26 protein-coding genes are annotated in these 26,752 nt (G+C 62.8%); 9 read left to right on the top strand and 17 right to left on the bottom strand.

Going from position 1 to position 26,752, the window contains the following annotated elements; all coding sequences use genetic code 11:
- Positions 1 to 6: 6 nt before the first annotated feature.
- On the top strand, positions 7 to 945 hold the full coding sequence (locus ACLEJU_RS10590) for a S66 peptidase family protein (protein ID WP_435424900.1): 939 nt from the start codon (positions 7 to 9) through the stop codon (positions 943 to 945).
- 117 nt (positions 946 to 1,062) lie between these two features.
- On the opposite strand, the gene ACLEJU_RS10585 is transcribed toward ACLEJU_RS10590, so the two are convergent.
- The 5 genes from ACLEJU_RS10585 to leuS all read right to left on the bottom strand — a co-directional run bounded on the left by ACLEJU_RS10585 (position 1,063) and on the right by leuS (position 7,162).
- On the bottom strand, positions 1,063 to 2,379 hold the full coding sequence (locus tag ACLEJU_RS10585; protein WP_435424899.1) for a lytic murein transglycosylase: 1,317 nt from the start codon (positions 2,377 to 2,379) through the stop codon (positions 1,063 to 1,065).
- A 60-nt stretch (positions 2,380 to 2,439) separates the two neighbouring features.
- Positions 2,440 to 2,604 (bottom strand): alternative ribosome rescue factor ArfA, encoded by a 165-nt coding sequence (gene arfA, locus ACLEJU_RS10580; protein WP_435424898.1) that lies wholly within the window; start codon positions 2,602 to 2,604, stop codon positions 2,440 to 2,442.
- A 210-nt stretch (positions 2,605 to 2,814) separates the two neighbouring features.
- Positions 2,815 to 3,852 carry a DNA polymerase III subunit delta gene (holA, locus tag ACLEJU_RS10575; RefSeq protein WP_435424897.1) on the bottom strand — a complete coding sequence of 346 codons (1,038 nt, stop codon included), beginning with the start codon at positions 3,850 to 3,852 and terminating at the stop codon, positions 2,815 to 2,817.
- A 36-nt stretch (positions 3,853 to 3,888) separates the two neighbouring features.
- Entirely contained in the window at positions 3,889 to 4,494 is a 606-nt protein-coding gene (locus ACLEJU_RS10570; protein ID WP_435424896.1) for an LPS assembly lipoprotein LptE, read from the bottom strand.
- A 61-nt stretch (positions 4,495 to 4,555) separates the two neighbouring features.
- A complete protein-coding gene (gene leuS / locus ACLEJU_RS10565) occupies positions 4,556 to 7,162 on the bottom strand; it encodes a leucine--tRNA ligase (RefSeq protein ID WP_435424895.1) in 2,607 nt (868 codons plus the stop codon).
- A gap of 229 nt (positions 7,163 to 7,391) precedes the next feature.
- Between leuS and ACLEJU_RS10560 the strand changes: the two genes are divergently transcribed.
- Together ACLEJU_RS10560 and ACLEJU_RS10555 are read left to right on the top strand one after the other, a co-directional pair.
- Entirely contained in the window at positions 7,392 to 7,706 is a 315-nt protein-coding gene (locus tag ACLEJU_RS10560; protein WP_435424894.1) for a hypothetical protein, read from the top strand.
- A 131-nt stretch (positions 7,707 to 7,837) separates the two neighbouring features.
- Complete coding sequence (locus ACLEJU_RS10555; RefSeq protein ID WP_435424893.1) at positions 7,838 to 8,599, top strand: YdcF family protein; 762 nt, start codon at positions 7,838 to 7,840, stop codon at positions 8,597 to 8,599.
- 108 nt (positions 8,600 to 8,707) lie between these two features.
- Here ACLEJU_RS10555 and lnt read toward each other — a convergent pair whose 3' ends face one another.
- The 4 genes from lnt to ACLEJU_RS10535 are packed head-to-tail and all read right to left on the bottom strand — an operon-like array spanning position 8,708 to position 12,563.
- Positions 8,708 to 10,225: an apolipoprotein N-acyltransferase gene (gene lnt, locus ACLEJU_RS10550; RefSeq protein WP_435423006.1), complete on the bottom strand. Its 1,518-nt coding sequence runs from the start codon at positions 10,223 to 10,225 to the stop codon at positions 8,708 to 8,710.
- An 8-nt stretch (positions 10,226 to 10,233) separates the two neighbouring features.
- On the bottom strand, positions 10,234 to 11,073 hold the full coding sequence (locus ACLEJU_RS10545) for an HlyC/CorC family transporter (RefSeq protein WP_294338737.1): 840 nt from the start codon (positions 11,071 to 11,073) through the stop codon (positions 10,234 to 10,236).
- A gap of 25 nt (positions 11,074 to 11,098) precedes the next feature.
- A complete protein-coding gene (gene ybeY, locus ACLEJU_RS10540) occupies positions 11,099 to 11,572 on the bottom strand; it encodes an rRNA maturation RNase YbeY (RefSeq protein WP_435423005.1) in 474 nt (157 codons plus the stop codon).
- Positions 11,565 to 12,563: a PhoH family protein gene (locus ACLEJU_RS10535; RefSeq protein WP_294338734.1), complete on the bottom strand. Its 999-nt coding sequence runs from the start codon at positions 12,561 to 12,563 to the stop codon at positions 11,565 to 11,567. Before ACLEJU_RS10535 ends, ybeY begins: the two co-directional genes overlap by 8 nt.
- A gap of 175 nt (positions 12,564 to 12,738) precedes the next feature.
- On the opposite strand from ACLEJU_RS10535, the gene ACLEJU_RS10530 reads away from it, so the two are divergent.
- Positions 12,739 to 13,065 (top strand): DUF1820 family protein, encoded by a 327-nt coding sequence (locus ACLEJU_RS10530; protein WP_435423004.1) that lies wholly within the window; start codon positions 12,739 to 12,741, stop codon positions 13,063 to 13,065.
- 3 nt (positions 13,066 to 13,068) lie between these two features.
- Here ACLEJU_RS10530 and ACLEJU_RS10525 read toward each other — a convergent pair whose 3' ends face one another.
- From ACLEJU_RS10525 to ACLEJU_RS10510, 4 genes are all read right to left on the bottom strand, one after another.
- Positions 13,069 to 13,614: a tetratricopeptide repeat protein gene (locus ACLEJU_RS10525; RefSeq protein ID WP_152956212.1), complete on the bottom strand. Its 546-nt coding sequence runs from the start codon at positions 13,612 to 13,614 to the stop codon at positions 13,069 to 13,071.
- A gap of 199 nt (positions 13,615 to 13,813) precedes the next feature.
- On the bottom strand, positions 13,814 to 15,097 hold the full coding sequence (gene hemL / locus ACLEJU_RS10520; RefSeq protein ID WP_435423003.1) for a glutamate-1-semialdehyde 2,1-aminomutase: 1,284 nt from the start codon (positions 15,095 to 15,097) through the stop codon (positions 13,814 to 13,816).
- A gap of 17 nt (positions 15,098 to 15,114) precedes the next feature.
- A complete protein-coding gene (gene thiE, locus ACLEJU_RS10515; protein ID WP_435423002.1) occupies positions 15,115 to 15,738 on the bottom strand; it encodes a thiamine phosphate synthase in 624 nt (207 codons plus the stop codon).
- Positions 15,739 to 15,751: 13 nt separating this feature from the next.
- Entirely contained in the window at positions 15,752 to 16,549 is a 798-nt protein-coding gene (locus ACLEJU_RS10510) for a hydroxymethylpyrimidine/phosphomethylpyrimidine kinase (RefSeq protein ID WP_435423007.1), read from the bottom strand.
- 265 nt (positions 16,550 to 16,814) lie between these two features.
- On the opposite strand from ACLEJU_RS10510, the gene ACLEJU_RS10505 reads away from it, so the two are divergent.
- Complete coding sequence (locus ACLEJU_RS10505) at positions 16,815 to 18,806, top strand: sensor histidine kinase (RefSeq protein WP_435423001.1); 1,992 nt, start codon at positions 16,815 to 16,817, stop codon at positions 18,804 to 18,806.
- Positions 18,807 to 18,866: 60 nt separating this feature from the next.
- Here the strand turns inward: ACLEJU_RS10505 and ACLEJU_RS10500 are convergent, their stop codons facing one another.
- Both ACLEJU_RS10500 and ACLEJU_RS10495 read right to left on the bottom strand, forming a co-directional pair.
- On the bottom strand, positions 18,867 to 19,244 hold the full coding sequence (locus tag ACLEJU_RS10500) for a hypothetical protein (protein ID WP_440776678.1): 378 nt from the start codon (positions 19,242 to 19,244) through the stop codon (positions 18,867 to 18,869).
- Positions 19,237 to 20,643, bottom strand: a complete 1,407-nt coding sequence (locus tag ACLEJU_RS10495) for a PAAR domain-containing protein (RefSeq protein WP_435422999.1) — start codon at positions 20,641 to 20,643, stop codon at positions 19,237 to 19,239. The genes ACLEJU_RS10500 and ACLEJU_RS10495 overlap by 8 nt, the downstream gene beginning before the upstream one ends.
- A 306-nt stretch (positions 20,644 to 20,949) precedes the next feature.
- Here ACLEJU_RS10495 and ACLEJU_RS10490 point away from each other — a divergent pair, with 306 nt between their 5' ends.
- From ACLEJU_RS10490 to ACLEJU_RS10480, 3 genes are all read left to right on the top strand, one after another.
- Positions 20,950 to 22,602: an acyl-CoA dehydrogenase family protein gene (locus tag ACLEJU_RS10490; RefSeq protein WP_435422998.1), complete on the top strand. Its 1,653-nt coding sequence runs from the start codon at positions 20,950 to 20,952 to the stop codon at positions 22,600 to 22,602.
- An 84-nt stretch (positions 22,603 to 22,686) separates the two neighbouring features.
- Positions 22,687 to 24,150 carry an AMP nucleosidase gene (amn, locus tag ACLEJU_RS10485; protein ID WP_294338723.1) on the top strand — a complete coding sequence of 488 codons (1,464 nt, stop codon included), beginning with the start codon at positions 22,687 to 22,689 and terminating at the stop codon, positions 24,148 to 24,150.
- Positions 24,151 to 24,156: 6 nt separating this feature from the next.
- Positions 24,157 to 24,792 (top strand): pseudouridine synthase, encoded by a 636-nt coding sequence (locus ACLEJU_RS10480; RefSeq protein ID WP_435422997.1) that lies wholly within the window; start codon positions 24,157 to 24,159, stop codon positions 24,790 to 24,792.
- A 4-nt stretch (positions 24,793 to 24,796) separates the two neighbouring features.
- On the opposite strand, the gene ACLEJU_RS10475 is transcribed toward ACLEJU_RS10480, so the two are convergent.
- Both ACLEJU_RS10475 and ACLEJU_RS10470 read right to left on the bottom strand, forming a co-directional pair.
- Positions 24,797 to 25,000, bottom strand: a complete 204-nt coding sequence (locus ACLEJU_RS10475) for a DUF2788 domain-containing protein (protein ID WP_027917747.1) — start codon at positions 24,998 to 25,000, stop codon at positions 24,797 to 24,799.
- 52 nt (positions 25,001 to 25,052) lie between these two features.
- The gene (locus ACLEJU_RS10470; protein ID WP_003249795.1) at positions 25,053 to 25,529 is read right to left on the bottom strand and encodes an Lrp/AsnC family transcriptional regulator; all 477 of its coding nucleotides are present in this window, start codon (positions 25,527 to 25,529) and stop codon (positions 25,053 to 25,055) included.
- 391 nt (positions 25,530 to 25,920) lie between these two features.
- Between ACLEJU_RS10470 and ACLEJU_RS10465 the strand changes: the two genes are divergently transcribed.
- The gene (locus tag ACLEJU_RS10465; protein ID WP_435422996.1) at positions 25,921 to 26,751 is read left to right on the top strand and encodes a DUF6515 family protein; all 831 of its coding nucleotides are present in this window, start codon (positions 25,921 to 25,923) and stop codon (positions 26,749 to 26,751) included.
- Position 26,752 lies beyond the last annotated feature (1 nt).

Below are 26,752 nucleotides of genomic sequence, written 5' to 3'. Positions count from 1 at the left end.
TGTGCGATGAATTGTCCTGAGAGCATCGAGTCCTATCTTCCCCGTCCACTGTCGCAAGGTGCCTGCTTCGCCATCGTTGCTCCGGCCGGGCCGGCTCGTCTGGATTCGCAGAAGGCCGGTCAGTGGTTCACCGAGCGTGGCTACCGCTGCCGGATCTACCCGGGCGTTCACGAGGCCGAGGGTTACCTGGCCGGTAGCGATGAGCAGCGCCTGCAAGACCTACATGCGGCCTTTGCTGATCCGGAGGTCGACGCGATCCTCTGCATGCGGGGTGGCTATGGCAGCATGCGGCTGCTCGATCGGCTGGATTTCGAGCTGATTCGTCGCAACCCCAAGCCGCTGATCGGCTACAGCGATATCACCGCGCTGCACACGGCCATCTACCAGCGTACCGGGCTGATCACTTTCCACGGCGCGATGCTCAATGCCGATCTGTTGGGGGCTAAATCGCAACCGACCGAGTCGTCATTGCTGGCTCAATTGGGCGGGCTTTTGGGGGAGGGGGATGAGATTGTCCATCCGGCCGATTTCGCCTTGAACTGCGTGTTGCCAGGTGTTGCCAGTGGGCGCCTGCTCGGTGGCAACTTGTCGATGCTGAGCGCGACCCTCGGGACGGTAGCGGAGATCGATACCCGGGGCTGCATCCTGTTCATCGAGGATGTCAACGAGCCGCTGTATCGGGTCGACCGGTTACTGACCCATTTGCGCCTGGCAGGCAAGCTGGAGGGCATCAAGGGTGTGCTGGTGGGGGATTTTGCCGGCATTACCGTCGCGGCGTTGGCCCCGCTGCTGGAGCAGACCTTCGGGCCGCTGGGCGTGCCGGTGCTGGCCGGTTGGCGCAGTGGGCATTGTGATCCGAATGTGTGCTTGCCGTTGGGGGCCTGGGTGAGGCTGGACAGTGAGCGGCAGACGCTGGTGCTGGGTCAGGACCTGTTCAGGGCATGAAATAGCCGGGGCTGCTTCGCAGCCCTTTCACGACACAAGGCCGCTCCTACAGGAGAAATCGATCCCTGTAGGAGCGGCCTTGTGTCGCGAAAGGGCCGCAAAGCGGCCCCAGGTGAATCAGCGCTGACGCAAGCTGTCGAGCAGCTTGTGGGTCGGATAACCATCCGCCGGCCATCCTAGCCCCTGCTGGGCATTACGAATCGCCTTGCGGGTATTGGCCCCGATGATGCCATCCGGGTTCCCCGCCTCATGCCCGCTGGCATTCAGCAGATTCTGCAACTCCATCCGTTCGCTGCGGCTCAATGGCAGGTCTTCTTTCGGCCAACTGCCGCTGATGAAGCCCCAACCCGAGAAGCGATCACCCAGCAGGCTCACCGCCAGGGCATAGGATGACGAGTTGTTGTACTTGAGGATCGCGCGGAAGTTGTCCAGCACCAGGAACGCCGGCCCACGGGCGCCGGCCGGCAACAGCAGGGCCGCCGACAACTGGTTGCTGCCAGCTGGCAGTTGGGTACCCGCCGGTAGCTTCACGCCCATCTGCAGCCACTCGTTTACCGGTTTGCGCAGTGTGCCGTCTGCCTGCCAATAGTCGAAACCTGCTGGCACCTGCACTTCGAAGCCCCACGGCTGGCCATGCTTCCAGCCCGAGTTTTGCAGGTAGTTGGCCGTGGAGGCCAGGGCATCAGGCGTGCTGTTCCAGATATCGCGACGGCCGTCATTGTCGAAGTCCACCGCGTAGGTGTTGTAGGTAGTCGGGATGAACTGGGTCTGGCCCATGGCACCGGCCCACGATCCACGCATGGCCTCAGGCTGGATATCGCCATGCTGGATGATCTGCAGGGCGGCGATCAGCTGGTCCTGGGCGAACTGTGGGCGGCGCCCTTCATAGGCCAGGGTGGCCAGCGAGCGGATCACTGACTTGCTGCCCTGGAACTGGCCGAAGTTGCTCTCCATGCCCCACACCGCCACCAGCGCCTGGCGGTCGACACCATAGCGCTGCTCGATGCGGGTCAGCAGTTCGGCGTTCTGTTCCAGCAGTTTCTTGCCGTTGCGCACGCGCAGGGGCGACAGCGCTCCATCGAGGTATTCCCACACCGGGCGGGTGAACTCGGGCTGGCTGCGGTCGGCCTTGATCACGTCCATGTCTGGTGTGACGCCGAGAAACGCACGGTCGAAGGTGCTTGCCGCGATGCCGGCCTGCAGTGCCTGTTGGCGGAAACCGGCTTGCCATTGGGCGAAGGTTTGCAGCGGCTGGATTTCAGTGCTGACGTCGGGCGTGGCGCCAGGCAGGGTAACGACCGGAGCAGGCTGGGCGGGGGCCAGCGGCAGGGCGTCGGCGGCGGTGGGTTTTTCCGCGCAGGCGACGAGCAGGATGAAGCTGGAGGCCGCGAGCAACTGGCGGGAATTCCAACGGGGGAGAAGACTCAAGAGCATGCACAGATCCAGAATTGCAGGTCAGGTGCCGACCATACCATGCCTGCGCTTGCGATGCTTTCATGCGGCCAAAAAGTAAGAAGCCTCCCAATCTCTCGATTGGAAGGCTTCGCGGCGGTAGCTGCCTTTGCCCTTTTCCGGTCGTTCCTGGCGGCAGCGGAACAGCGGTTGGGCGATGATTGACTTGGCCTTGTTGGGGCCGTGTTGTTTCGGCTTCTTGCTCATGGCGGGGTTCCCGATTGGGTGGCTTTCGGGGCGCACTGTAGGCCTGAGAGGGTGGCGGGGCCAATTGATTGTGTTTATGGCTGAGATCCTGGGGCTGCTTTGCAGCCCTTCCCGACCGGTCCGGCGCCCCGGCAAGGCCGCTCCTACAGGGGAGCGCGGTTCCTTGTAGGAGCGGCCTTGTGTCGCGAAACGGGCGCAAAGCGCCCTCAGCTATTCCGAAGGGAGCACCAATCGCTGCCCGGCCATCAACAGCGCCAATCGCGACAATCCGGTCCAGGGCGAGCCCTCGGCCTGCCCCTTGATCTGCGCATCGATACGCTGGGCATCCTGCAGCAGTTGTGCCCAACGCTGGGCCGAGAGACGCTGCAGGGCCTTGCTGACCAGCGGTCGGCGTTTGTCCCACACGGGCGGACGCGCCTGGCTGAAAGCCTTGTCCAACGGCACACCTTGGCTAAACTGTTGCGCCAGCCCGGCCAGCAGGCGCAATTCACGGGCCAGTGCCCAGAGGATCACCGGAGGTTCGACGCCTTCTCCGCGCAAGCCTTCGAGCATGCGCAGGGCATGGGCGGCTTCGCCATTGAGGATGGCATCAACCAGCCCGAAGACATCGAAGCGCGCGCTGTCAGCCACGGCCGACTGCACCGTTTCCACCGTGATCTGCTTACCGTCTGCCAGCAGCTTGAGCTTTTCGATTTCCTGGGCGGCGGCCAGCAAGTTGCCTTCAACACGCGCGGCTATCAGGTCGACGGCATCGCGTTGCGCCGACAGCCCGGCCTGAGACAGGCGCTGGTTGATCCACTGGGGTAATTGCTGGGCATCCACCGGCCAGATCTGGATGAACTGGCAATGGGCACCTTCGATCAGCGCCTTGCCCCACTTGGTCTTCTGTGCGCTGCCATCAAGCTTGGGGAGGCTGACCAGCAGCAGGGTGTCTTCGGCGGGCCTGGCGCAGTACTCCATGAGTGCTGCAGCGCCCTTGTCGCCGGGCTTGCCCGACGGCAGACGCAGTTCCAGCAGGCGCCGTTGGGCGAACAGCGACAGGCTGGCACCCGCTTGCAGCAGGGTACCCCAGTCGAAGTTGGCGTCGGCGCTGAATACCTGGCGTTCGTCAAAACCTTGCTGGCGGGCCGCATTGCGGATGGCGTCGGCAGCTTCCTGGCACAGCAGCGGGTCGTCGCCGCTGACCACGTAGACCGGGGCCAGGCTGCCTTGCAGATGCTTGTTGAGTTGGGCGGGGGCGAGCTTCATGGGAGCAGGCGGGGCACCGGAGTGCCCCGCTCGGGCTTAGTTGCCCGGGATTTCCATAGGCGACTGCTGCGGCGTTTCCGCCTGCTGGCGGCGCGCGGCCTCCAGTGCGTCAGCTTCGGCCTTGGCGCGTGCGTCGGCCTTGCGTTGCAGCTCATCGAGCTGCGAAGGGCTCAGCAGTTGCAGGCGCGCAACCATCGACTGCACCAGGTCGCGGCGCATTTCTTCGCGCGCCCGCTGGGCTTCCTGATCGGAGCCGGTGATATTGCCGCCGTCACGCACATACGTCTTGCGTACGTCGACCTTGTCGCTCAGCAGCTCGAGGTTGTTCAGGCCCACGATGCTGTAGTTGAGCGTGGTGGTGAGCTCATATTCGGCTGTGCTGTTGCCGCCGGCGTAGCTCGCCGAGCGCGAGCTTTCCTGCTCGTTGGTCAGTATCAGGCGATAAGGTGCGCCGGTGTGCACATTGACGCCGCTGCGCTCAAGTGCCTGGCGCAATTGAACCACGGTCTGGCCGTAGGCGTTGCGCGCGCTGACGTCCATCTCTTTGACGCTCAGGGCGTTGGTGCCGGTGCCGCGCAGCTGGAAACCGCAGGCGCTGAGCAGGACAGCCAGGCCCATTACCAGCAGATTGCGTTTGATCATGTTGTTGCTCCCTTGTGGGCCGATACCGCCCACCCGCACGGGGTGCAGGTGGGCGTTGCCATCAGTTGGCGACGATGTTGACCAGTTTGCCCGGTACCACGATGACCTTGCGGATGGTCAGGCCATCGATGAAGCGCAGGACGTTTTCGTTGCTGCGGGCAGCGGCTTCGACTTCCTCGCGGCTGGCGGCGGCGGGCATTTCTACCTGACCGCGCAGCTTGCCGTTGACCTGCACCACCAGGGTGATGCTGTCCTGTACCAGGGCACTCTCATCGACTGCCGGCCAGCCAGCGTCGATGACAGCCTGATCGTGGCCCAGCTGCTTCCACAGCTCGTGAGAGATGTGCGGGGTGATCGGTGCCAGCAACAGAGTCACGGCTTCCAGGCCTTCCTGCAGCAGGGCACGGTCCTGTTTGCTGGCCTGCGGGGCCTTTTCCAGCACGTTCATCACGGTCATCACCTGGGCGATGGCGGTGTTGAACTTGTGGAACTGGCCCACGTCGGTGCTGGCCTGCTTGATCGCGGCGTGAATGGCGCGGCGGATGACCTTCTGCGCGTCGTCCAGTGCGGCGACCTCCAGCTTGCCCGGCAGGCCCTGGGCGACGTGAGCCTGGGCCAGGCGCCAGACGCGACGCAGGAAGCGGCTTGCACCTTCGACGCCGGAGTCGGACCACTCCAGGCTCGCGTCAGGCGGCGAGGCGAACATCATGAACAGGCGGCAGGTGTCGGCGCCGTACTGGTCGATCATCGATTGCGGGTCGACGCCGTTGTTCTTCGACTTCGACATCTTCTCGGTGCCGCCGATTTCCACCGGCAGGCCGTCGGTCTTCAGGCGGGCGCCGATGATCTTGGCCTTGGCATCGCGTTCGATTTCGACGTCGGCCGGGTTGAACCAGTCCTTGCCGCCGTTGCTGGCCACGCGGTAGTAGGTCTCGGCGACCACCATGCCCTGGGTCAGCAGGTTCTTGAACGGCTCGTTGGAGGTGACCAGGCCTTCGTCGCGCATCAGCTTGTGGAAGAAGCGCGCATACAGCAAGTGCAGGATCGCGTGCTCGATACCACCGATGTACTGGTCGACTGGCAGCCAGTGGTTGGCCGCTTTCGGATCGACCATGCCACCTTCGTAGTTCGGCGAAGCGTAGCGGGCGAAGTACCAGGACGATTCCACGAAGGTGTCCATGGTGTCGGTTTCGCGCTTGGCTGCGGTGCCACATTTCGGGCAGCTGCATTCGTAGAATTCGGGCATGCGCGCCAGCGGCGAACCGGCGCCGTCCGGCACCACGTTTTCTGGCAGGGTGACTGGAAGCTGGTCTTCCGGCACTGGCACGTCGCCGCACGACGGGCAGTGGATGATCGGGATCGGGCAGCCCCAGTAGCGCTGGCGGCTGATGCCCCAGTCGCGCAGGCGGAACTGGGTGCGCGATTTGCCCAGTTCCTTGCGGATCAGGGCCGCTTCGATGGCGTCGAAGGCACCGGCGAAGTCCAGGCCGTCGAACTCGGCGGAGTTGATCAGCTGGCCATGCTCGCCATAGGCGGCCAGCCACTCGCTGCCGACGTCATCGCCGGCGCTGGTGCGCACCACGGCCTTGACCGGCAGGTTGTACTTGTGGGCGAACTCGAAGTCGCGCTCGTCGTGGGCCGGCACCGCCATCACGGCGCCGTCGCCGTAATGCATCAGCACGTAGTTGGCGACCCACACCGGCAGCTTCTCGCCGGTCAGCGGGTGCTCGACGAACAGGGAAGTGGGCATGCCCTTCTTCTCCTGGGTGGCCATGTCGGCCTCGGCGACGCTGCCGCCTTTGCATTCGTCGATGAACGCCTGCAGCGCCGGGTTGCCCTGGGCGGCCTGGGTGGCCAGCGGGTGCTCGGCGGCAACGGCGACGTAGGTGGCGCCCATCAGGGTGTCCGGACGGGTGGTGAAGACCTTCAGGGTGCCTTCGTGGCCAATGCTGGCCTGGTCGAACGGGAACTGCACTTCCATGCCGCGCGACTTGCCGATCCAGTTACGCTGCATGGTCTTGACCTGCTCAGGCCAGCCCGGCAGCTCGTCGAGGCTTTCCAGCAGCTCGTCGGCGTAGTCGGTGATGCGGAAGTAGTACATCGGGATTTCGCGCTTCTCGATCAGCGCGCCCGAACGCCAGCCACGGCCGTCGATGACCTGCTCGTTGGCCAGTACGGTCTGGTCGGCCGGGTCCCAGTTCACGGTCCCGTTCTTGCGGTAGATGATGCCTTTTTCGAACAGGCGGGTGAACAGCCACTGTTCCCAGCGGTAGTAGTCCGGCTTGCAGGTGGTGACTTCACGTGCCCAGTCGATGGCCAGGCCCAGGCTCTTGAGCTGGGTCTTCATGTAGTCGATGTTTTCGTACGTCCACTTGGCCGGGGCGACGTTGTTCTTCATCGCCGCGTTTTCCGCAGGCATGCCGAAGGCGTCCCAGCCCATCGGTTGCAGGACGTTCTTGCCCAGCATGCGCTGGTAGCGGGCAATCACGTCACCGATGGTGTAGTTGCGCACGTGGCCCATGTGTAGCTTGCCGCTCGGGTACGGGAACATCGACAGGCAGTAGTACGTGTCCTTGCCTGGCTGTTCGGTAACAGCGAACGATTGTTGCTCGTCCCAGAAGTTCTGGGCGGCGGCTTCGATATCACGGGGCGTGTATTGTTCGTGCATGGCTACTTTTTGCTGAGAGAGAAGAGACCTTGTTCCAGGCAGCGGAACCTCGCTGCGTCCGGCACTCCGGTGTCGTTTTAGAGTGAACGCCGTAGCATACAGCAGCGCTGCGCATCGTGGGAAACCTTGATTGCGAATGCCCGCTGGTCGCGGCATCCGGCTGCTTTTTGCAGCGACGCTAAGCTCAGGTGTGGGGGGAGATAATCTTTATCTTCAATGAGGTGAACGGATGGGAGAGACGCAGCTACCCGCAAGCAAACCGGAGCTTTACGAACGCCTGATCGACCGTCTTGGCCTGGCACTGGAAGTCGCCAGGACCTCGGTAAGATTACGCGACGAGATGCCAGCCGAGCTGGAGTTGCGTGGCCTGAGCCATGCAGAGTTCGAAGTGATCAAGGCTTACCTGGATTCCCTCCCGGAACGCCGAAATGCCAGCGCCGGTACATTCCCGCAAGCGGAACCGGCAACGGCCAAGATTATCTGGCTCAAGGACAAGAAACGCCCCGCCAATTCGGCGAGATCCAGGACGCTGCCACATCGCTAGCCGTTCAGGACGCCAGGCGCAGGGTAATGCGCGCCGGTTCTACAAGACACTTCCTATGATCGACGCCGGCCCAGACTTGTTGACCGGCGTCGATCCTCTATAGGCTGCACACCTTCCATGGAGGTGTGTCGATGCCGATCCGGTTTTTCATCAAGCAATGGCTGATGCCGCCTGGCGTCCTGTTTCTGCTGCTGCTCGCTGCCTGGTGGTTGCGCTGGCGGCGGCCGCGGCTGGCGGCGCTGTGTTTTGCCGTGGGGCTGGGTGGCCTGTGGCTGATGAGCTTGCCGCTGGTGGTACAGGAGTCTGCCCGCCTGCTGGAGACGGAGCCGCCGCTTGAGACTGGTGATTGGGCCGGCCTGGCGAGCAGGGCGGACGCCATCGTGGTACTTGGCGCAGGGCGCGAACGTGGTGATCCGGCCTGGGGGGGAGAAGACCAGCCTGCGGCAACCGCCCTTGAGCGCATGCGTTTTGCTGCTCGGTTGGCGAAAGCCTCGGGTTTACCGGTGCTGACCAGTGGTGGCTTGCACTACGGTACGCCGCCCAGCGAAGCACAGTTGATGGCGGATCGCCTGCGCGAGGATTTCGCCGTCGAGGTGAAATGGAAGGAAGAGGCCAGTCGCACTACCTGGGAGAACGCCCAGCTGAGCGCAAAGGTGTTACAGCCGCTGGGTATACGCCGAGTGGTGGTGGTGACCCAGGCGTGGCACATGCAGCGTTCACGCTGGAGCTTCGAGCGGGCCGGGTTCGAGGTGGTGCCGGCGCCAGTGGGGTTTCTGGGGCGCGATCATGCACGGCCGTTTGGTGGGTTGCTGCCGGAGAGCCGGGCCATGTGGCAGAGCGGGCAGTTGCTCAATGAAGCGGTGGGGTTGGTGGGGTATCGGTTGTTCTACTGAGCCTTGTGTCGCTCATGCGGGCCTCTTCGCGGGCACGCCCGCTCCCACATGGGAACGCGAAACCCTGTGGGAGCGGGCGTGTCCGCGAAGAGGCCAGTTCAGTCTGAATCAGACTGTCTTCGCGATGCGCCCGGCCAGAAGCGCCCAACCCAGCAACAGTACACACAGAATGGCCAGCGGCCAGGACCGCCACTGCAGGTAAGGTGTCAGCTGCTGCATCGGCACCACTTCGCCATACAGCACAGCGCGCTGGAACTGCGGCACTTCTGCGGTGATTCTGCCAAACGGGTCGATCAGTGCGGTCACGCCATTGTTGGTGGCGCGGATCATCCAGCGGCCGGCCTCCAGCGCACGCATCTGTGCCATCTGCAGGTGCTGCAGCGGGCCGATCGAGGTGCCGAACCAGGTGTCATTGCTGATGGTCAGCAGCAGGTCGCTGCGTGCTGCCAGGCCTGCAGCAAACTCGGGGTAGACCACCTCATAGCAGATGAACGGCGCGATCTGGTAGCCCTTGGCCTGCAGCAGTGGCTGGTCCGCGGGGCCGCGGGCAAAGTCCGACATCGGCAGGTTGAAGAACTCGATCGCGCCACGAAGCAGGTCCTGCAAGGGCACATATTCGCCAAACGGCACCAGTTTCTGCTTGAGGTAGGTACCGTCGCCTTCGCCGGTAACCGTTACACCGTTGTAGAAACGACGCTGGTGATGCACCACTTCACGTACCGGCACGCCAGTGATCAGCGCCGAGTGCCGATCGGCGGCAAAACGGCCCATCACATCGATGTAACCCTGGGCCTGGTCCTTGAGTACCGGCACGGCGGTTTCCGGCCAGACCAGGAGGTCAACCGGCTTGGAGCTGAAGCTCATGTCGCGGTACAGCGCCAGCTGCGCGTCAATGTGCGCCGGGTCCCATTTCAGGTCTTGCTCGACATTGCCCTGCAGGGCGGCAACCTTGAGAGGGTCTCCGGCTGGCTTGGTCCAGGCGTGGTCCTTGAGGGCCATGCCTGTCACCCACGGCGCCAGCAGCAGTACTGCACCGATGGCCAGGAACGACGGGCGTTCGCGCAAGCGGTGCAGGTTGCACAACAGCGCGGCGCTCAGCGCCAGGACGAAGGAAATCAGCCACACGCCACCCAGCGGCGCAAGGCCCGCTAGCGGGCCATCGAGCTGGCTGTAACCTGCATACAGCCAAGGGAAGCCGGTAAGGAACCAGCCACGGAAGGCCTCCTGCAGCAACCACAGGGCGGCGAAGCACAGGGCGTCGGCCAGGGGCGCCTCATTACGCCTGAACCAGCGCGCCCACAACCAGGTGGGCAAGGCGAAGAACCAGGCGAGGGCGGCGAAGAACGCCAGCAGCAACACGATCGCCAACAGCGGCGAGGCGCCGCCGTAGGTGTTCATGCTGACGTAAATCCACCAGGTGCCAGCGCCGTAGAGGCCAAAGCCGAACCACCAGCCGCGCCACATGGCCTGGCGCGGGCTGAGCTCGCGCAGGCCAAGGTAGAGCAGTGCGATGGACAGCAGGGCCAGCGGCCAGATGTCGAACGGCGCCAGGGCCAGGAGGGTCGATGCGCCGGCCGCCAGGGCCAGCAGGTTACCGGGCCAGCCGGGGCGGGTGATCCAACGCATGTTTGTCCTTAGCGGGTGATCGGGGTCAGGCGCAGCAAGTGTATCCGCCGGCTGTCGGCATTGAGAATGCGGAACTTGTAGGCGCCGATCTCGGTGGTCTCGTTGCGCTTGGGCAGGTGACCGAAGGCGCTCATCACCAGGCCGCCGACGGTGTCGAACTCGTCATCCGAGAACTCGCTGTCGAAGAACTCGTTGAAGTTGTCGATCGGCGTCAGCGCCTTGACCAGGAAATCGCCGCTGGGCAGCGGCTTGATGTAGCTGTCTTCCTCGACATCGTGCTCGTCCTCGATGTCACCGACGATCTGTTCCAGCACGTCCTCGATGGTCACCAGGCCTGCCACGCCGCCGTATTCGTCGATGACGATGGCCATATGGTTGTGGTTGGCGCGGAATTCGCGCAGCAGCACATTCAGGCGCTTGGACTCCGGCACGAAGGTGGCCGGGCGCAGCAGGTCCTTGATGTTGAAGCTTTCGCCGTTCTCCTTGAGGATCAGCGGCAGCAGGTCCTTGGCCAGCAGGATCCCGAGCACATCGTCATGGCTTTCGCCGATCACCGGGTAGCGCGAGTGGGCGGCGTCGATGACGGCCGGGAGGAACTCGCGGGGCGATTGGGTCGCCTTGATGCTGATCATCTGCGAACGCGGAACCATGATGTCGCGAACCTGTAGGTCAGCGACCTGGATGGCGCCTTCGACGATGGTCAGCGCTTCGCTGTCGAGCAGCTTGTTCTGATGGGCTTCGCGCAGCAGCTCGAGGAGCTCCTGGCGGTTTTTCGGCTCATGGGCAAAAGCCTGGGTCAGTTTACCCAGCCAGGACTTCTGCCCGTTGCTCGATCGATCTTCGCTCATGGCGGTTCTCGTGATCCTTCGTGTATCAGTGTGTGAGAGGTTCGTTTTCATCGTCGGCGTACGGGTCAGGGTGACCCAGTTCTGCCAGCAATTCCCGTTCCAGCGCTTCCATTTCCTCGGCCTCATCGTCTTCGATGTGATCGTAGCCGAGCAAGTGCAGGCAACCGTGGATGACCAGGTGCGCCCAGTGCGCTTCCAGTGACTTGCCCTGTTCAGCCGCCTCGCGCTCGACCACCGGCACGCAGATCACCAGATCACCCAGCAGCGGGATGTCGAGCAGGTCATCGGGCACGTCGGCCGGGAACGACAGCACATTGGTCGCGTAGTCCTTGTGCCGGTAGGTGTGGTTGAGCTCGCGGCCCTCGACTTCGTCGACCAGACGAATGGTCATTTCCGAGTCGGCGGTGCGCTGGCGCAGGACCAGTTCGCACCAGCGGCGGAAGGCGGCGTCATCCGGGGCGGCAGCATCCGTGGCCCGTTGCAGGTCAAGTTCAAGCATCTTTGCCGGGCGCCTCGGGCTTGGCCTGGCGGGCATCGAAGCGGTCATAGGCCTCGACGATACGCTGCACCAGTGGGTGACGAACCACATCTTTGGGTTGGAAGTGGGTGAAACTGATCCCCGGTACGTCCCTGAGCACCTCGATGACATGGGCCAGGCCCGATTTGGTGCCACGGGGCAGGTCGACCTGGGTGATGTCGCCGGTGATCACCGCGGTCGAGCCGAAGCCGATACGCGTGAGGAACATCTTCATCTGTTCGAGCGTGGTGTTCTGGCTTTCGTCGAGGATGATGAAGCTGTTGTTCAGGGTGCGGCCGCGCATGTAGGCCAGCGGGGCGATCTCGATCACCTGGCGCTCGATCAGTTTGGCCACGTGCTCGAAACCGAGCATTTCGTACAGTGCGTCGTACAGCGGGCGCAGGTACGGGTCGATCTTCTGGGCCAGGTCACCAGGCAGGAAGCCGAGCTTTTCGCCCGCCTCGACTGCCGGGCGCACCAGCAGGATGCGGCGCACCTGCTCGCGCTCCAGCGCATCGACGGCGCAGGCCACGGCAAGGTATGTCTTGCCTGTACCGGCCGGGCCGATGCCGAAGTTGATGTCGTTGCCGAGGATTTCCTTGACGTAGCGCTGCTGGTTGACACCGCGCGGGCGGATATTGCCCTTGCGCGTGCGCAGCGAGACGCTGACCTCGTTGACCGCCGGGTTGTCGATGTTCTCCACCGTCGACTCCTGCAGGTACAGGTGCACGGTTTCCGGCGACAGGTCATTCGCCTTGGTCTCGCGATAGAGACGGCGCAGCAGTTGCTCGGCGGCAGAAGTGGTCTTGGGTTCGCCGATCAGCTCGAATTGATTGCCGCGGTTGCGGATTTCAATGGCCAGGCGTTGTTCGATCAGGCGCAGGTGCTCGTCGAACTGGCCGCACAAGTTGGCGAAACGGTGGGCCTCGAAGGGTTCGAGGATGAAGCGATGGGGTTGTATGGGTGCGTTCAAGGTCGTTTTTAGCCGCTCGACGGCAATGAATGTGAACTCAAGAATAACCCTTGAAGGGCAGTGGCGAAAGCACTGAAACGATCAAGGGTTGCTACAGGCCGTGTACCTGCGCGGGCCTGGGGCCTGCTCTGCTATGATGTGCGCCTTTTCTTACGCATGTGTTATCCCGCCGAACATGAGCAAACGCGAACCCGCCATCTATAAAGTGATCTTCCTCAACCAGGGGCAGGTCTTCGAGATGTATGCCCAGCAGATCTACCAGAGCGACCTGTGGGGTTTTCTGGAAATCGAAGAGTTCGTTTTCGGCGAACGCACCCAGGTGGTGGTCGACCCGAGCGAAGAGAAGCTGAAGAATCAGTTCGAAGGGGTGATCCGCAGCTTTGTGCCAATGCATTCGATCGTGCGTATCGATGAGGTGGAGCGCCTGGGCACGGCCAAGATCAGCGAGGCCAGGGCCAGCGGCAATGTGATGCCGTTCCCCATGCCGATGCCGGAGAAGTAAGGATCAGGGAAGTGGCGAGAACGGCGTGCGCCCTTCGGCGTTCTGCAGTTCCAGCAGGTACTTGCGGAAGATCTGGCCGAGCACCTGGGTGGCGTGCTCCAGTTCGTCGCGCGGCATCTGTTCGGTCACTTCGTCGGCCATGTCCAGCGCATCCTCGGCGCCGTTGACTGCGGCCATCTTCAGCAGGATATATGCCTGCACGTTGTTGGCCTTGACCCCTTCGCCATGGAAGAACATGGCGCCAAGGCGATACTGGGCTTCGGCGTGGCCTTGCAGCGAGGCCTTTTCGAACCAGTCCAGAGCCTTTTTCAGGTTTTTCGGCGTTAGCGTGTAGTAGTACTCGCCCAGCTCGAACTGTGCCTGGGCGTCCCCGGTCGCCGCTGTTTCCTCGCAGGCTTTCAGCGCGTTCTGCAGGTCTTCTGGCTGAACATTGAGCGTGCAGCGCCCCGTTGCCGGAATCAGCAACGAGTTACCGCCCTCCGCCAGTGCCAGCAGGGGCTGAAGAAGCAACAGGCAGCCCAAGGTCAGGGCGCGGCCGGTGCGGTTCATGGGGATCGACTTACCTCTGCAAAGCTGCGGCCAATGTCTCTGGTGGCACATTATGGGATAAGCAGCGCCAACCTTACAAAGTTTTACGCGAATTTCTGTCCGGGTGGGGAAGATAACTGATTGTGCAGAAGGATTTATTGCCTGTACCGGCCTCTTCGCGGGCAAGCCCGCTCCCACAGAGGCCGGTGCAGGCAACCAATCACTTCAGCGCGGCAAAGGCTTTTTCGGCCGCATCGAGGGTGATCTGCAGTTCTTTTTCACCATGAGCGATCGAAGTGAAGCCCGCCTCGAACGCACTCGGCGCCAGGTACACGCTACCGTCGAGCATCAGGTGGAAGAAACGCTTGAAGCGTTCGGCATCGCTGGCCATCACGTCGTCGAAGGTGACGATGTCGTCGGCACCACTGAAGTACAGGCCGAACATGGCGCCCGCCTGGGTCGTGACGAACGGTACGCCCGCGGCATCGGCACGCTGCTGCAGGCCATCGAGCATGCGGCTGGTGAAGGCGGTCAGCTCATCATGGAAGCCTGGGCGGCTGATCAGCTTCAGGGTGGTCAGGCCAGCAGCCATGGCCAGCGGGTTGCCCGACAGGGTGCCGGCCTGGTAGACCGGGCCCAGCGGCGCGATGCAGCCCATGATTTCGCGTTTGCCACCGAAGCAGCCGACCGGCATGCCACCGCCAACGATCTTGCCGAAGGTCGACAGGTCCGGCGTGATCCCGTAGTAACCCTGGGCGCCGCCGAGCGAGACGCGAAAACCGGTCATCACTTCGTCGAAGATCAGTACCACACCATGCTTGTCGCACTGCTCGCGCAGGCCTTCGAGGAAGCCAGGCGCCGGTGGAACGCAGTTCATGTTGCCGGCCACTGGCTCGACGATGATGCAGGCCACGGTCTGGCCGACTTCGGCGAGGGTCTTCTCGACCGCAGCGATGTCGTTGAACGGCAGGGTCAGGGTGTGCTTGGCGAAGTCCGCCGGTACGCCGGCCGAGCTCGGCACGCCTTGGGTCAGCAGGCCGGAACCGGCCTTGACCAGCAGGCTGTCGGAGTGGCCGTGGTAGCAGCCTTCGAACTTGATGATGGCGTCACGGCCGGTGTAGCCGCGGGCCAGGCGGATGGCGCTCATGGTCGCTTCGGTGCCGGAGCTGACCATGCGTACCATTTCCATCGACGGCACCAGCGAGCAGACCAGGTCGGCCATCTCGGTTTCCATCGCAGTCGGTGCGCCGTAGGACAGGCCGTGCTCCAGCTGGCGGCGTACCGCATCGAGCACGTCCGGGTGGCCGTGGCCGAGGATCATCGGGCCCCACGAGCCGACGTAGTCGACGTAGCGCTTGTCATCTTCATCGACAACGTAGGCGCCTTCGGCATGCTTGAAGAACAGTGGGGTGCCGCCGACGCTCTTGAAAGCGCGGACCGGCGAGTTGACGCCGCCAGGAATGTGCTTCTGGGCTTGGGCGAACAGGGCTTCGGAACGGGACATGGGATCTTCTCTCGAAATCAGGAAGCGAACAGGGCGTTGAAGGCGCGGGCGCGGCGGGTGACTTCTTGCGCGCTATCGGCACCGAACAGGCCGTGGATCACCGCCAGCAGATCGGCGCCATGGGCGATCAGCGGGGCAGCGTTGTCGAGGGTGATGCCGCCGATCACGGCGATCGGCAGTTTCACGTGGGCGCGGGCCTGCTCCAGCAGATCGACGTTGGCAGCCGGCGCACCGGGCTTGGTGACGGAATTGAAAAAGCGGCCGAAGGCCACGTAGCTGGCACCTTCGCTGGCTGCCTGGGCGGCCAGCTCGAGGCTGGCGTGGCAGGTGGAGCCGATGATTGCCTGGCGGCCGAGCAGCGCGCGCGCCGGTGTCAGCGGGCCGTCGGTCTGGCCCAGGTGCACGCCGACGCCCAGGCGCGCGGCCAGTTCGGCGTCGTCGTTGATGATCAGCTGGGTGCCGTAGCGCTCGCAGAGCTTCATCAGCGCTTCGGCCTCGCGCAGGCGGCGGGCGGCATCGTCGCTCTTGTCGCGGTACTGCAGCAGGCACACACCGCCTTCCAGCGCGGCTTCGACGTGGGACAGGAAACGGCCGGCGAGCAGCTGGCTATCGGTGATTGCGTACAGACCGCGTAGCTTCATTGAAAGCCTCTTGTCAGGAGCAGAAATCCAGGGGCAGGCGGCGCGGGACATACTGGCCCTTGCCCAGCTGTTCGGCGTCGCGCAGGGTGCGCCAGGTGTAATCCAGGGCACTTTTCACCGCGCTTTGCAGCTGCTCGCCAAGGGCCAGGCGACCGGCCAGGGCGCTGGCCAAGGTGCAGCCCGAACCGTGGTAGCTGCCCGGCAGACGCTGGCAGGTCCAGGTGTGGCTCTGGCCGTCGCGGCTGTACAGGCGATTGTGGATTTCGTCCTCGTCGCCGTGACCACCGGTAATCAGCAGGTGTTTACAGTACGGCAACAGTTTTTCCGCACACTCGTCGGCAGTGCCTTCAGGAAGTTCGGCCAGGATGCGCGCTTCTGGCAGGTTTGGCGTAGCGATGGTTGCCAGTGGCAGCAGGCGTTCGCGCAGGGCATAGCCGACTTCGTCCTTGCCCAGGCGGCCACCGCCACCGGCACGCAGCACCGGGTCGCAGACCAGCGGGAGGTGCGGGTGGGCACTGAGCAGTTCGGCGACGGTGTCGACCATGCCGATCGAGCCGAGCATGCCTAGCTTGACGGCGGCGACCGTGGAATCGGTCAGCACGGCATTGGCCTGGGCCAGGACCCACTCGCGGTCGAGCACGCGGAAGTCGGAAACGTTGACGGTATCCTGCACGGTCAGGGCGGTCACGGTAGGCGCGGCGTGACAGCCTTGGGCGATCAGGGCTTCGATATCTGCCTGCAAGCCGGCGCCGCCACTTGGGTCGTGGCCGGAGAGACAGAGGACAACGGGGCGGGAGCTGTAGGTATTCATGGTCGGCGAGCTTACCACCAAACCCATTTGTGCGGATCGTCCTACAAACGAGATTTGTTGATCGATCGGTCAGATTTATCTGTGCGTTGGCTCTGAAAGTATTGCTCTAGAGCCTTTTCTTTGAAAATTGGAGTGGCTCGTCGCCAGCATTGAAAGCTATGCTAGAGTGCTCGGATAACTCGACAAACGGGCTCTGCCGGATTTCGTCGTCTCAAATGGATCGGAGGCCATCGCGACGCGACCGAGCAGGCCATGCTGGGGCTGTATGCGCTATTTGCTGATTGTGCTTCTGGGCTTGTTGCCCGTGCTGGCCGGAGCCGTCGAATTCGACGAGGCGACCCGGCACCTTCCATTGGGCAAAATCATGCAGGTCTATGAGGACCGTGATGGTAGCGCGAGCATTGCCCAGGTCAGCGCACCGATCTTTGCCAGTCGTTTCCGCACGCATCACCAGGACGTGCTGAACGCCGGTTACTCGACTTCGGTGTTCTGGCTCAAGGTCGACCTGCACTATGTGGCCTCTGCCGATGCGCAGCCGCGCCAGTGGTTGCTGGAGCTGGCCTACCCTCCCATGGATCATATCGAGCTGTACCTGCCGGGCAGCGATGGCGCGTTCCGCCTGGCCCAGCGTACTGGCGACGCCTTGCCCTACGACAGCCGGCAGATACGCCAGAACAATTACCTGTTCGAGCTGCCGCTGCAGCCCGGGCAGTCGACCACCGCCTATTTGCGCCTGCACAGTCAGGGTTCGGTACAGGCACCGCTGGCGCTGTGGTCAGCCGAAGCCTATATGGAAGACCAGCCGACCCGCCTCTATGTGCTGGGCATGATCTACGGTGTTCTGCTAGTGATGGCGGTGTACAACCTGTTCATCTACCTCAGCGTGCGAGACGTCAGTTACCTCTACTACATCCTCTACATTGCCTCGTTCGGCTTGTATCAGGTGTCGGTCAACGGCGCAGGTGTTGCCTACTTCTGGCCGGACAGCCCGTGGTGGGCCAACGCCGCGACGCCGCTGTTCATCGGCGCTGCGGGCCTGTTCGGTTGCCAGTTCGCGCGCCACTTCCTGCAGTTGGGCAAGATCAGCCGCAGCTTCGACCGGTTGCTGCAGCTGTTGATGCTCGGTGGCGTGCTGGTGATGGTGTTGTCGGTGAGCATGCGCTACGGCATCGCCTTGCGCATGGCCACGGTACTGGCCCTGCTGTTTACCGTGAGTATCTTTGCCGCCGGGTTGTATGCCTGGGTACGCGGCCTGCGAGTGGCGCGCTGGTTCATCATTGCCTGGACGGCGTTCCTGCTTGGCGGGCTGGTCAATACCCTGATGGTGCTGGGTTACCTGCCCAACCTGTTCATCACCATGTATTCCAGCCAGCTGGGCTCGGCGCTGGAAGTGGCGTTGCTGTCCCTGGCGCTGGCCGACCGCATCAACAGCATGCGCGAACAGCAGGCGCAGACCCTGCGTGAGACCGGCGAGGCGTTGGAGCAGATGAACCAGCAACTGGCCAGGAGCAATCATCTGAAGGATGAGTTCCTGGCCACCGTTACCCACGAACTGCGCACACCGATGAATGGCGTGATCGGCTCGCTGGAATTGATGCACACACTGCCCATGACCGCCGAGATGGCCCAGTACCACCGCACGGCGGTCGGCTCGGCCCAGGACATGATGGACATGGTTGACGACATTCTCACGTTGACCGAGCTGCAGGCCGGCCGCATGCGCCCGCAGGCACTGCCGTTCAGCCTGCGGCGCACGCTGCAGGACCTGCGTGCCGGCTATGCCGGAACAGCCCTGGGCAAAGGGTTGTACCTGAGCCTGGATATCCCCGCCGAGCTGCCGGACGAATTGCTGGGCGATGCGCAAAAGGTTGCCCGCTGCCTGGGTTGCCTGGTGGACAATGGCCTGAAGTTCACGCATCACGGTGGAGTGATGGTGCAGGTCCGGGGCCGTCGCCTTGGCCCAGACAGCCTGGCGTTGACGTTCACCATCAGTGACAGCGGTATCGGGTTCGATGACCTGGACCAGGCGATTCTCTATCAGCGTTTCTTCCAGGTGGATGGCTCGATGACCCGGCGCTATGGCGGGCTCGGTATTGGCTTGTCGATCTGTCGGCAGTTGGCCGAACTGCTCGACGCCAAGCTGTCCTATGAGTCGACGCGTGGGTTGGGGAGCCGCTTCGAGCTGACTTTGAATGTAGCGATTGCACAGGTGCAGATGCCCCCTGGGAGGGCGGTTTCGGGGGCTACGCGTTTCTGATGGCAGGTGGTGCAGGCCCTTGGAACTCTGCACCTCGATATTGAGTGATGCTTCCAGAATTTAAAAAATGAACGCGTTGGCCATCATCCAGATAAAGCCCACTCTCAGTAACCAAGAGGCAATGCTCATCCTGAATTTTAGGTAAGCAGGAAATTCCGATAGGTCCTTTGCGTTCAGTAATCCCCGCCGTACGGCATGGCGTGGGAAGCTCATGGCTCCGGCAATGCCTGAAATTATGAGAAGTTTTGAAATCAGTCCTCTAGATCCCCAGGTTTTTTTGCATAAGCTCAGGCAGGTACTGCGCTGTAAAGCTGCTGTCAGGACGTTGTAGTGATGAGAGCAGGCAAGATGGGCATTGAGTGCCAAGCCACCCAGAATCAGCGCAAAGGGGATCAACAGCAGTAGTAGCAGAAGGTGTGGGCTCAGATGATCAATCATCGAAGATGGCTTCATAAGCGATTTCTCCAATTCTTTCTCCGCCTTTCATTCCGGCAACACTACCCACCAAAGCTCCAAGACCGGTGGTTACGATTGCACATACAGGGGCGGCTAGCCCTGTCGTCCAGCAAGCAGCAATTGCCAATTCGCTGCCCAACGCTGCGCCAGCCATACCACCGGCTAATCCACCTGAAAAATTCCCGCCTTCCGTGAATATTTTTTTTTTGCACGCTTGGGTATTGCCGGCCTGACAAGCTTTTTGAATGTTCATCGCTGAGCCAGCGCCGCCAATGGCAACACCTATATACCCTCCAGTCTTCAGATATTTAGACATGCTCGCCAGCTTATTCAGGTGCGTCGAGTAGCCTGGTATTTGACCTGGCGCTCCAGCTTTACTCCAGTGATGCACCAGGCTTTTCGAGGAAATCCCCAAGTCACGCCGTAGCTTTTCGTAGTAGCCCAAATTCATGCGCTTGTTAAGAAAGGTTGCTTTCAAATTTGCATCCAGTTGCTTGAACAGTTTCTTGCGTTCAGTAAAGAACTCCGGGCTGCGCAGATGCCCGTGCTTGGCGAATTGCTGTTGATGTAGTTCTTCGATCGTTCTTAAGATGTTGCTCAAATCTTCCAGCAACCTGGCCATCATCGCCTGGCTCACACCCATCGCCAGGCTCACATCGCTGAGCAACCCGGCGATCTCAGCTTGATGGCGCATCATGAAGTCGGCTTCGTCCTCCGTCAGATCTGCCAATGCTTCCCGAGCCTGCTGCGCTGCGCTCATTGCGATCAGCTCTTCACGGGTGCAGACCGGCCGGCTCAGGCCGTCGCCGATAACGAATATCTCCCCCGCCTTGAACCCCTGCTGATAGGTCGGGTTCAGGCGCTCCAGGATAGATCTTGGGAGGTTGGCTTGCGGTGCATCAAGTTCTATCAGCACATCCTGATACGTCATGCACCGCGGCACGATGTAGAAGCCAGGTTCCTGGCTTTGCTGTGCCACAGATGGCTGGACTGTATGAGGCGGGTAGCCAGTCCTTTTCGGCGTGTTTGCGAAAGCCTGTACTGGCGCCTCTCTAGCAGCCGCCGCTGCAGGTGCAAGGCGCGGGGCAGGGAGTTGATCCAACGGTGCAACCAGGCGATTGTCGCCCAAGGGGCAGCCACACTTGACCAGCGTGCCATCCACCGCTGTGGGTACGCCGTTTTGCGTCCAGCAAGGCTCCCCTTCGACGATGGTTCCGGCCTCACCACAGCGCGGGCAAGCAGTGGTCTTGTCCCCTTCAAATAGCCACGCGCCGCCGCTCGAAAAGCCCATGGACTGGTTGGCGATGCAGATGGCACCTGTGGTGGTTTCGTCTCCGTCCAGGCCCTGACCTCGGCCTAGGATATTGATGCGTGAGCTCACGGCTAACCTCAGTTGAAGAAGGAAGCCTGGAACCTAGCAGTCTGGAGACCTGAATTTCCGGGGGGAGGAAGGTTTGGGAAATGTCCTACCTATCAAAGAGATATGGACGTCATTTTCTGCGAAGGGCCTCGCGAGGGCGCTCGATTTAAAAGGCGCTGAAGTACTTGCGGCAAGAACCCCTTGGCCCTGATTCAATCTCTGATAAGAATTCCCCCGCCACATGTTTAGTCATTAATGCCGCTTTGACTACCCCGCAGGGAGTGCTTCACTGGGCCTTTCAGGCATGCCCGGATCCAGGAGCTCCCGATGAACCTGCACCAGTACGCTGAAACCCACGAAGTCACCAACCAACCGCCGTCACTCGACGGTGCCAACCTGTACCGCCTCGACCAGCCACTGCAGGAGTGGTCGCGGCGCTTTGGGGCCGGTTGGGCCGAAGCGCGGATCGACGCCTACGGTGCCTTGGCCGGCGGGCCGCTGATGGCCGCAGGCTTTCTGGCCAATGCGCACAAGCCGGAATTCAGCAGCCATGACCGCTATGGCCATCGCATCGACCTGGTCGAGTTCCACCCCGCCTATCACGAGCTGATGCGCACCGCCGTCGAACACGGCCTGCCGTCGTTGCCTTGGGCCGAGCCTCGGCCCGGTGCCCATGTGGCGCGGGCGTCGATGACCTACCTGCATAGCCAGGCCGAAGCCGGCTCGGGCTGCCCGCTCACCATGACCTTCGCCGCCGTACCGGCATTACGCTTGCAGCCCGAGCTGGCCGAATACTGGCTACCGAAGATCCTCGCCCGCGAATACGACCCGCGCAATGTCGGTGACCGCCACAAGGCCGGCGTGACCCTTGGCATGGCCATGACCGAGAAACAGGGCGGCACCGACGTGCGCGCCAATACCACCCGCGCTTACCCGGTCGGCAGCCCCGGCCCGGGGCAGGCTTACGAACTGGTCGGGCACAAGTGGTTCTGCTCGGCACCGATGTGCGACGCCTTCCTCACCCTGGCGCAGACCGACAAGGGCCTGAGCTGTTTCCTGCTGCCGCGCCATCGGCCTGATGACAGCCGTAACCAGTTCTACATCCAGCGCCTGAAGAACAAACTGGGCAACAGCTCCAACGCCTCCAGCGAAGTCGAGTTTCGCGGTGCCCTGGCGTGGATGGTGGGCGAGGAGGGGCGTGGCGTGCCGACCATTATCGAGATGGTCGCCATGACCCGCTTCGACTGCATGGTCGGCTCCAGTGCGTTGATGCGCCAGGCGCTGACCCAGGCGGCACACCACTGCGCCCATCGCAAGGTCGGCGGCCGGGTGCTGAGCGAGCAGCCCCTGATGCAGAACGTGCTGGCCGACCTGGCCCTGGAAAGCGAAGCCGCTCTGGCCCTGAGCCTGCGCATGGGGCAAGCCCTGGAGCAGCTCGACGACCCGCAGCAGGCGCACTTCGCACGGCTGGTCACGGCGGTGGGCAAGTACTGGATCTGCAAGCGGGCGCCGGCCATGATCAACGAGGCTGCCGAGTGCCTGGGCGGTGCCGGTTATGTCGAAGACAGCATTCTGCCGAGGCTGTATCGCGAAGCGCCGGTCAACTCGACCTGGGAAGGTTCCGGCAACGTGCAGTGCCTGGACGTGTTGCGGGCGTTGTCCAAGGAGCCCGGGGTGCTCGATGCGCTGTTCGCCGAGCTGGGCGATGGGCATGGCGACCCGCGTCTGGCCGCGCATATCGGCAACCTCAAGGGGGCATTTGCCGATACCGGCGATATCCAGTACCGGGCACGTCAGTTGACCGAGGACATTGCCTTGGCACTGCAGGCCAAGCTGTTGCTGGAAGCGGGCAATGCCGTGGTCAGCGATGCCTTTATCGGTAGCCGGCTGACCGGTGGCGGGCGGGTGTATGGCGCATTGCCGCGTGGCATCGATGTCGGGGCACTGGTGGCGCGGGCGACACCGGCCTGGCCAAGTTGAATATGACGGCTGACCACCGGGGATGTATTTAGCAACAAAGGCAGGCAAGATGGCTGACATGCATGTCCAGACAGGAAGCCCAGTGTGAGCCAAGCTTTTGTAGTCGTTGATACCCCCGAACAGGCCGTCGACCGTCTGGCGGCCTTGCATGAACAGGCCACCGGGGCCCTGAGCCAGGCCCTCAAGCGTTATCTGAAGGACCGTACCGAGCCGGGTGCCGACGAGCGCGCCTTGTACCGCTACCCGGCACTGCGCCTGACCTACTACAGCCACGGTGAAGTGGCCGCCACTACTCGTGCCTATGCCAAGGTCCAGGTGGCGGGCACCTACAGCGTCACCGTTACCCAGCCTGCGGCATTCCGGGGTTACCTGCTGGAGCAGCTGCGCCCGTTGATGCATGACTACACGGTGACCGTGGAAGTCGGTGTCAGCGAGCAGAACATCCCGTACCCCTATGTGGTCGACCAAGGCGATGAGCTGGCCGGCAGCGGTATCACCGCCGCCGAGCTGGCGCGGGTGTTCCCCAGCACCGACCTGTCCGCAGCCACCGACAACATCGCCGATGGCCTGTACGACTGGGGCAATGCCGAGACCCTGCCGCTGGCGCTGTTCGATGCCGCTCGCGTTGACTTCTCGCTGCGCCGCCTGGTGCACTACACCGGCAGCGACTGGCGCCACGTACAGCCGTGGATCCTGCTGACCAACTACCACCGTTATGTCGACCAGTTCATCAGCCACGGCCTCGAGCAGCTACGTGAAGACCCGCGCTTCGTGCGCATGGTGCTGCCGGGTAACGTGGTGATCGAAAAGGGCATGGACCACGGCGAAACCCAGGCCTTGGTGGCCAGCGTGGTCTGGCACCGCTATCAGATGCCGGCCTACCACCTGATCGCGGGCGACGGTGACGGCGTGACTTTGGTCAACATCGGTGTCGGCCCGTCCAACGCCAAGAACATCACCGACCACCTGGCGGTGCTGCGCCCGCACTGTTGGCTGATGATCGGTCACTGCGGTGGCCTGCGTCAGTCGCAGACCATCGGCGACTATGTCTTGGCCCACGCCTACATGCGCCGCGATGGCATTCTCGACCGTGTGGTGCCGCCGAACATTCCGATTCCGGCCCTGGCCGAAGTGCAGCTGGCGCTGCAGGAGGCCGCGGCACAGGTCACCGGCGAGCGTGGCGAAGAACTGAAGAAGCGCCTGCGCACCGGCACCGTGCTGACCTATGATGACCGCAACTGGGAGCTGCGCTGGGCCCAGGAGCGACCGTTGATCAACCTGTCGCGTGCCGTGGCGGTGGACATGGAAAGCGGCACCATCGCTGCCCAGGGTTATCGCCTGCGGGTGCCGTACGGCACCTTGCTGTGCGTCTCCGACAAGCCGCTGCACAGTGAAATCAAGCTGCCGGGTTCGGCCAATGCCTTCTACAACCGTGCGGTCAGCCAGCACCTGAAGATCGGCATCGCCGCCCTCGATCTGCTGCGCACCGAGCTCAATTCGTTGCACTCGCGTAAACTGCGCAGCTTCGATGAGCCGCCGTTCCGCTGAGGATCCATGCCACTTCCACCCCGTTCCAAGCCGCGCCGCCCGCAGGCGCGGCCTGCCGGCCCCCGTCGCCAGGCCAAGGCGCCACCGGCCGAGCCACGCTTGATCCTGTTCAATAAGCCATTTGACGTGCTGACCCAGTTCAGCGACGGAGAAGGGCGCGCGACGCTCAAGGATTTCATCGACATCCCAGGCATCTACCCGGCCGGGCGGCTCGACCGTGACAGTGAAGGCTTGTTGCTCCTGACTAACGATGGCGGCCTGCAGGCGCGCATTGCCGACCCGAAGCACAAATTGCCCAAGACCTACTGGGTGCAGGTGGAAGGCGAACCGAGCGACGAACAGATCCAGCGTTTGCGCGATGGTGTGGAGCTCAACGACGGGCCGACCTTGCCCGCTGAAGCCCGACGCCTCGAAGAGCCCGAGCTATGGCCGCGCAATCCACCGGTACGGTTTCGCAAGAGCGTGCCGACCAGCTGGCTTGAGCTGGTGATTCGCGAGGGGCGTAATCGCCAGGTGCGGCGGATGACTGCAGCAGTGGGCTTGCCGACCTTGCGCCTGGTGCGGGTGCGGATCGGCGACTGGTCGCTGGATGGGCTGGAGCAGGGGTGTTGGCGCGAAGTGGCCCCGAAGCTCACGCGTTAACGGCCTAGACCCCTTCGAGAAACGCCACCACCACGCTCTTGATGATGAAGGCCAGCACCCCGAGCCCAAGCACGAAGAACAGGATCATCGTGCCAAAGCGCCCGGCCTTGGACTTTTTCGCAAGGTCCCAGACGATGAAACCCATGAAGCCGATCAGTACGGTGACCAGCACGATCATCATCCACTCTTCGAATACGGCGGGATCCATCTGTGTTCTCCAGGCAGGCTGAGCTTGCGATTATACGCGGGCGAGCGGGCGTTTAGCGCAGATGGGTCAATGGCAGCTCGGTGCTTGCCAGGACCTGGTTGAGCACGAAGCTCGAACGCACGCTGGTCACGCCTTCGATACGGGTCAGGCTGCCCAGCAGCAGTTTTTGATAGTGGTCCATGTCCGGCACTACCACCTTGAGCTGGTAGTCGGCATCCATCCCGGTGACCAGGCTGCATTCGAGCACCTGCGGCAAGTTGCGGATGGCGGCTTCGAAGGTTTCGAAGCGCTCCGGCGTGTGTCGGTCCATGCCGATCAGCACGTAAGCGGTCAGGCTCAGGCCGAGCTTCTTGCGATCGAGCAGGGCGACCTGGCGCGAGATATAGCCGTCGTCTTCCAGTTGCTTGACCCGACGCGAGCATGGCGATGGCGACAGGCCGATGCGCTCGGCCAGCTCCTGGTTGGAGATGCGCGCGTCGCGCTGCAATTCGGCGAGGATGCTCAGGTCGTAGCGGTCAAGTTTGCTCATGGAAAAGGCCTTTTCTGTTCAGATTGCGATGAATTATCGATCCAGGGTTAAAAATTGCGCAAGTGCTATTTATCTGAGCAATCTTCGCAATCCTCTGCCGCAGCCTCTCCCGTATCTTTACCTACAGAATCACTGCCCGGACATCAGTCCACGGCGACGCGCCCTAGGCGGGCGCTCGCGGCCAGCCATCCAACAGGATCTGCAGGCCCCCGGGCTACACAGTTTCCAGAAGACGCTGTGAGGTGAGCCGGCGCCACAAGTGCCGAGCACGGACGACAATTCTCAAAGGGAGGCCACTGGCCTCCCTTTTTTCATGGCCGCGATTTCATCTGCCCGTGGCACCGGCGCGGTAGACTGGCAGCATGCCGTTTTCTTTACCGTGAGGAACAACATGAAGTCGCGCATCTGGCAGTTGGCAGGTGTTGGTTTGCTGGGTTTGAGCATAAGCCTCGGGGCCTTGGCCGAAGGGCCGGATGAGGGGCATGGCGAAGGGCATGGCAACGAGGGTGGCCCTGGTCGCCCGCTCAATTCGCGTGGCGAAGTACAGCAGACCCAGCCCGCGCGGCAGGGCTATTATCAGGATATCCCCCGGCATAATGGTGACAACCGCCACTGGCAAGCCGGCGGCCCGGGGCAGCGGCCCGGCGGCGACTGGCAGGGGCGCCCGGATGGCCACGGCAATGGCTGGGGCCCTGGGCCGCAGTATCGCCCAGGGCACACCATCGATCACTTCCCGGACCGCTACTGGAAGGTGCCGTACCGCGGCAATGACTACTTCTACTCCGGTGGCTACTGGTACCGCCCGCATGGTGGCAGCTACGTGGTGGTGACCCCACCTTACGGCGTGCGGGTCAACTACCTGCCTTCCTATGCACGGGAAGTCTGGCTGGGTGGCGCACTGTTTTTCCTGGTGGCCGACACTTACTACCAGTACCTGGCTGACAGCCAGGAGTATGTCGTGGTCAACCCGCCCGCCATGGCCCCGGCACCTTTGCCGGCGGCAGCCCCGGCCAGCAACAGCTACGACGTGATTGCCTACCCGATGTATGGCCAAGGGCAGGAGCAGCAGGACCAGGACCGCTACCAGTGCCACCGCTGGGCGGTGAGCCAGTCAGGTTTTGATCCGGCAACGGCACCCTATGCGCCACCTGTCGAAGTGGCGAGCAACTACCGACGGGCGCTGAGTGCCTGCTTCAGTGGCCGAGGCTACAGCGTCAACTGAT

The sequence above is a fragment of the Pseudomonas sp. SMN11 genome (assembly GCF_052041945.1).
Classification (GTDB): domain Bacteria; phylum Pseudomonadota; class Gammaproteobacteria; order Pseudomonadales; family Pseudomonadaceae; genus Aquipseudomonas.
The sequence above is the reverse complement of the archived record's forward strand: the minus strand, read 5'-3'. Positions and strand labels throughout refer to the sequence as shown.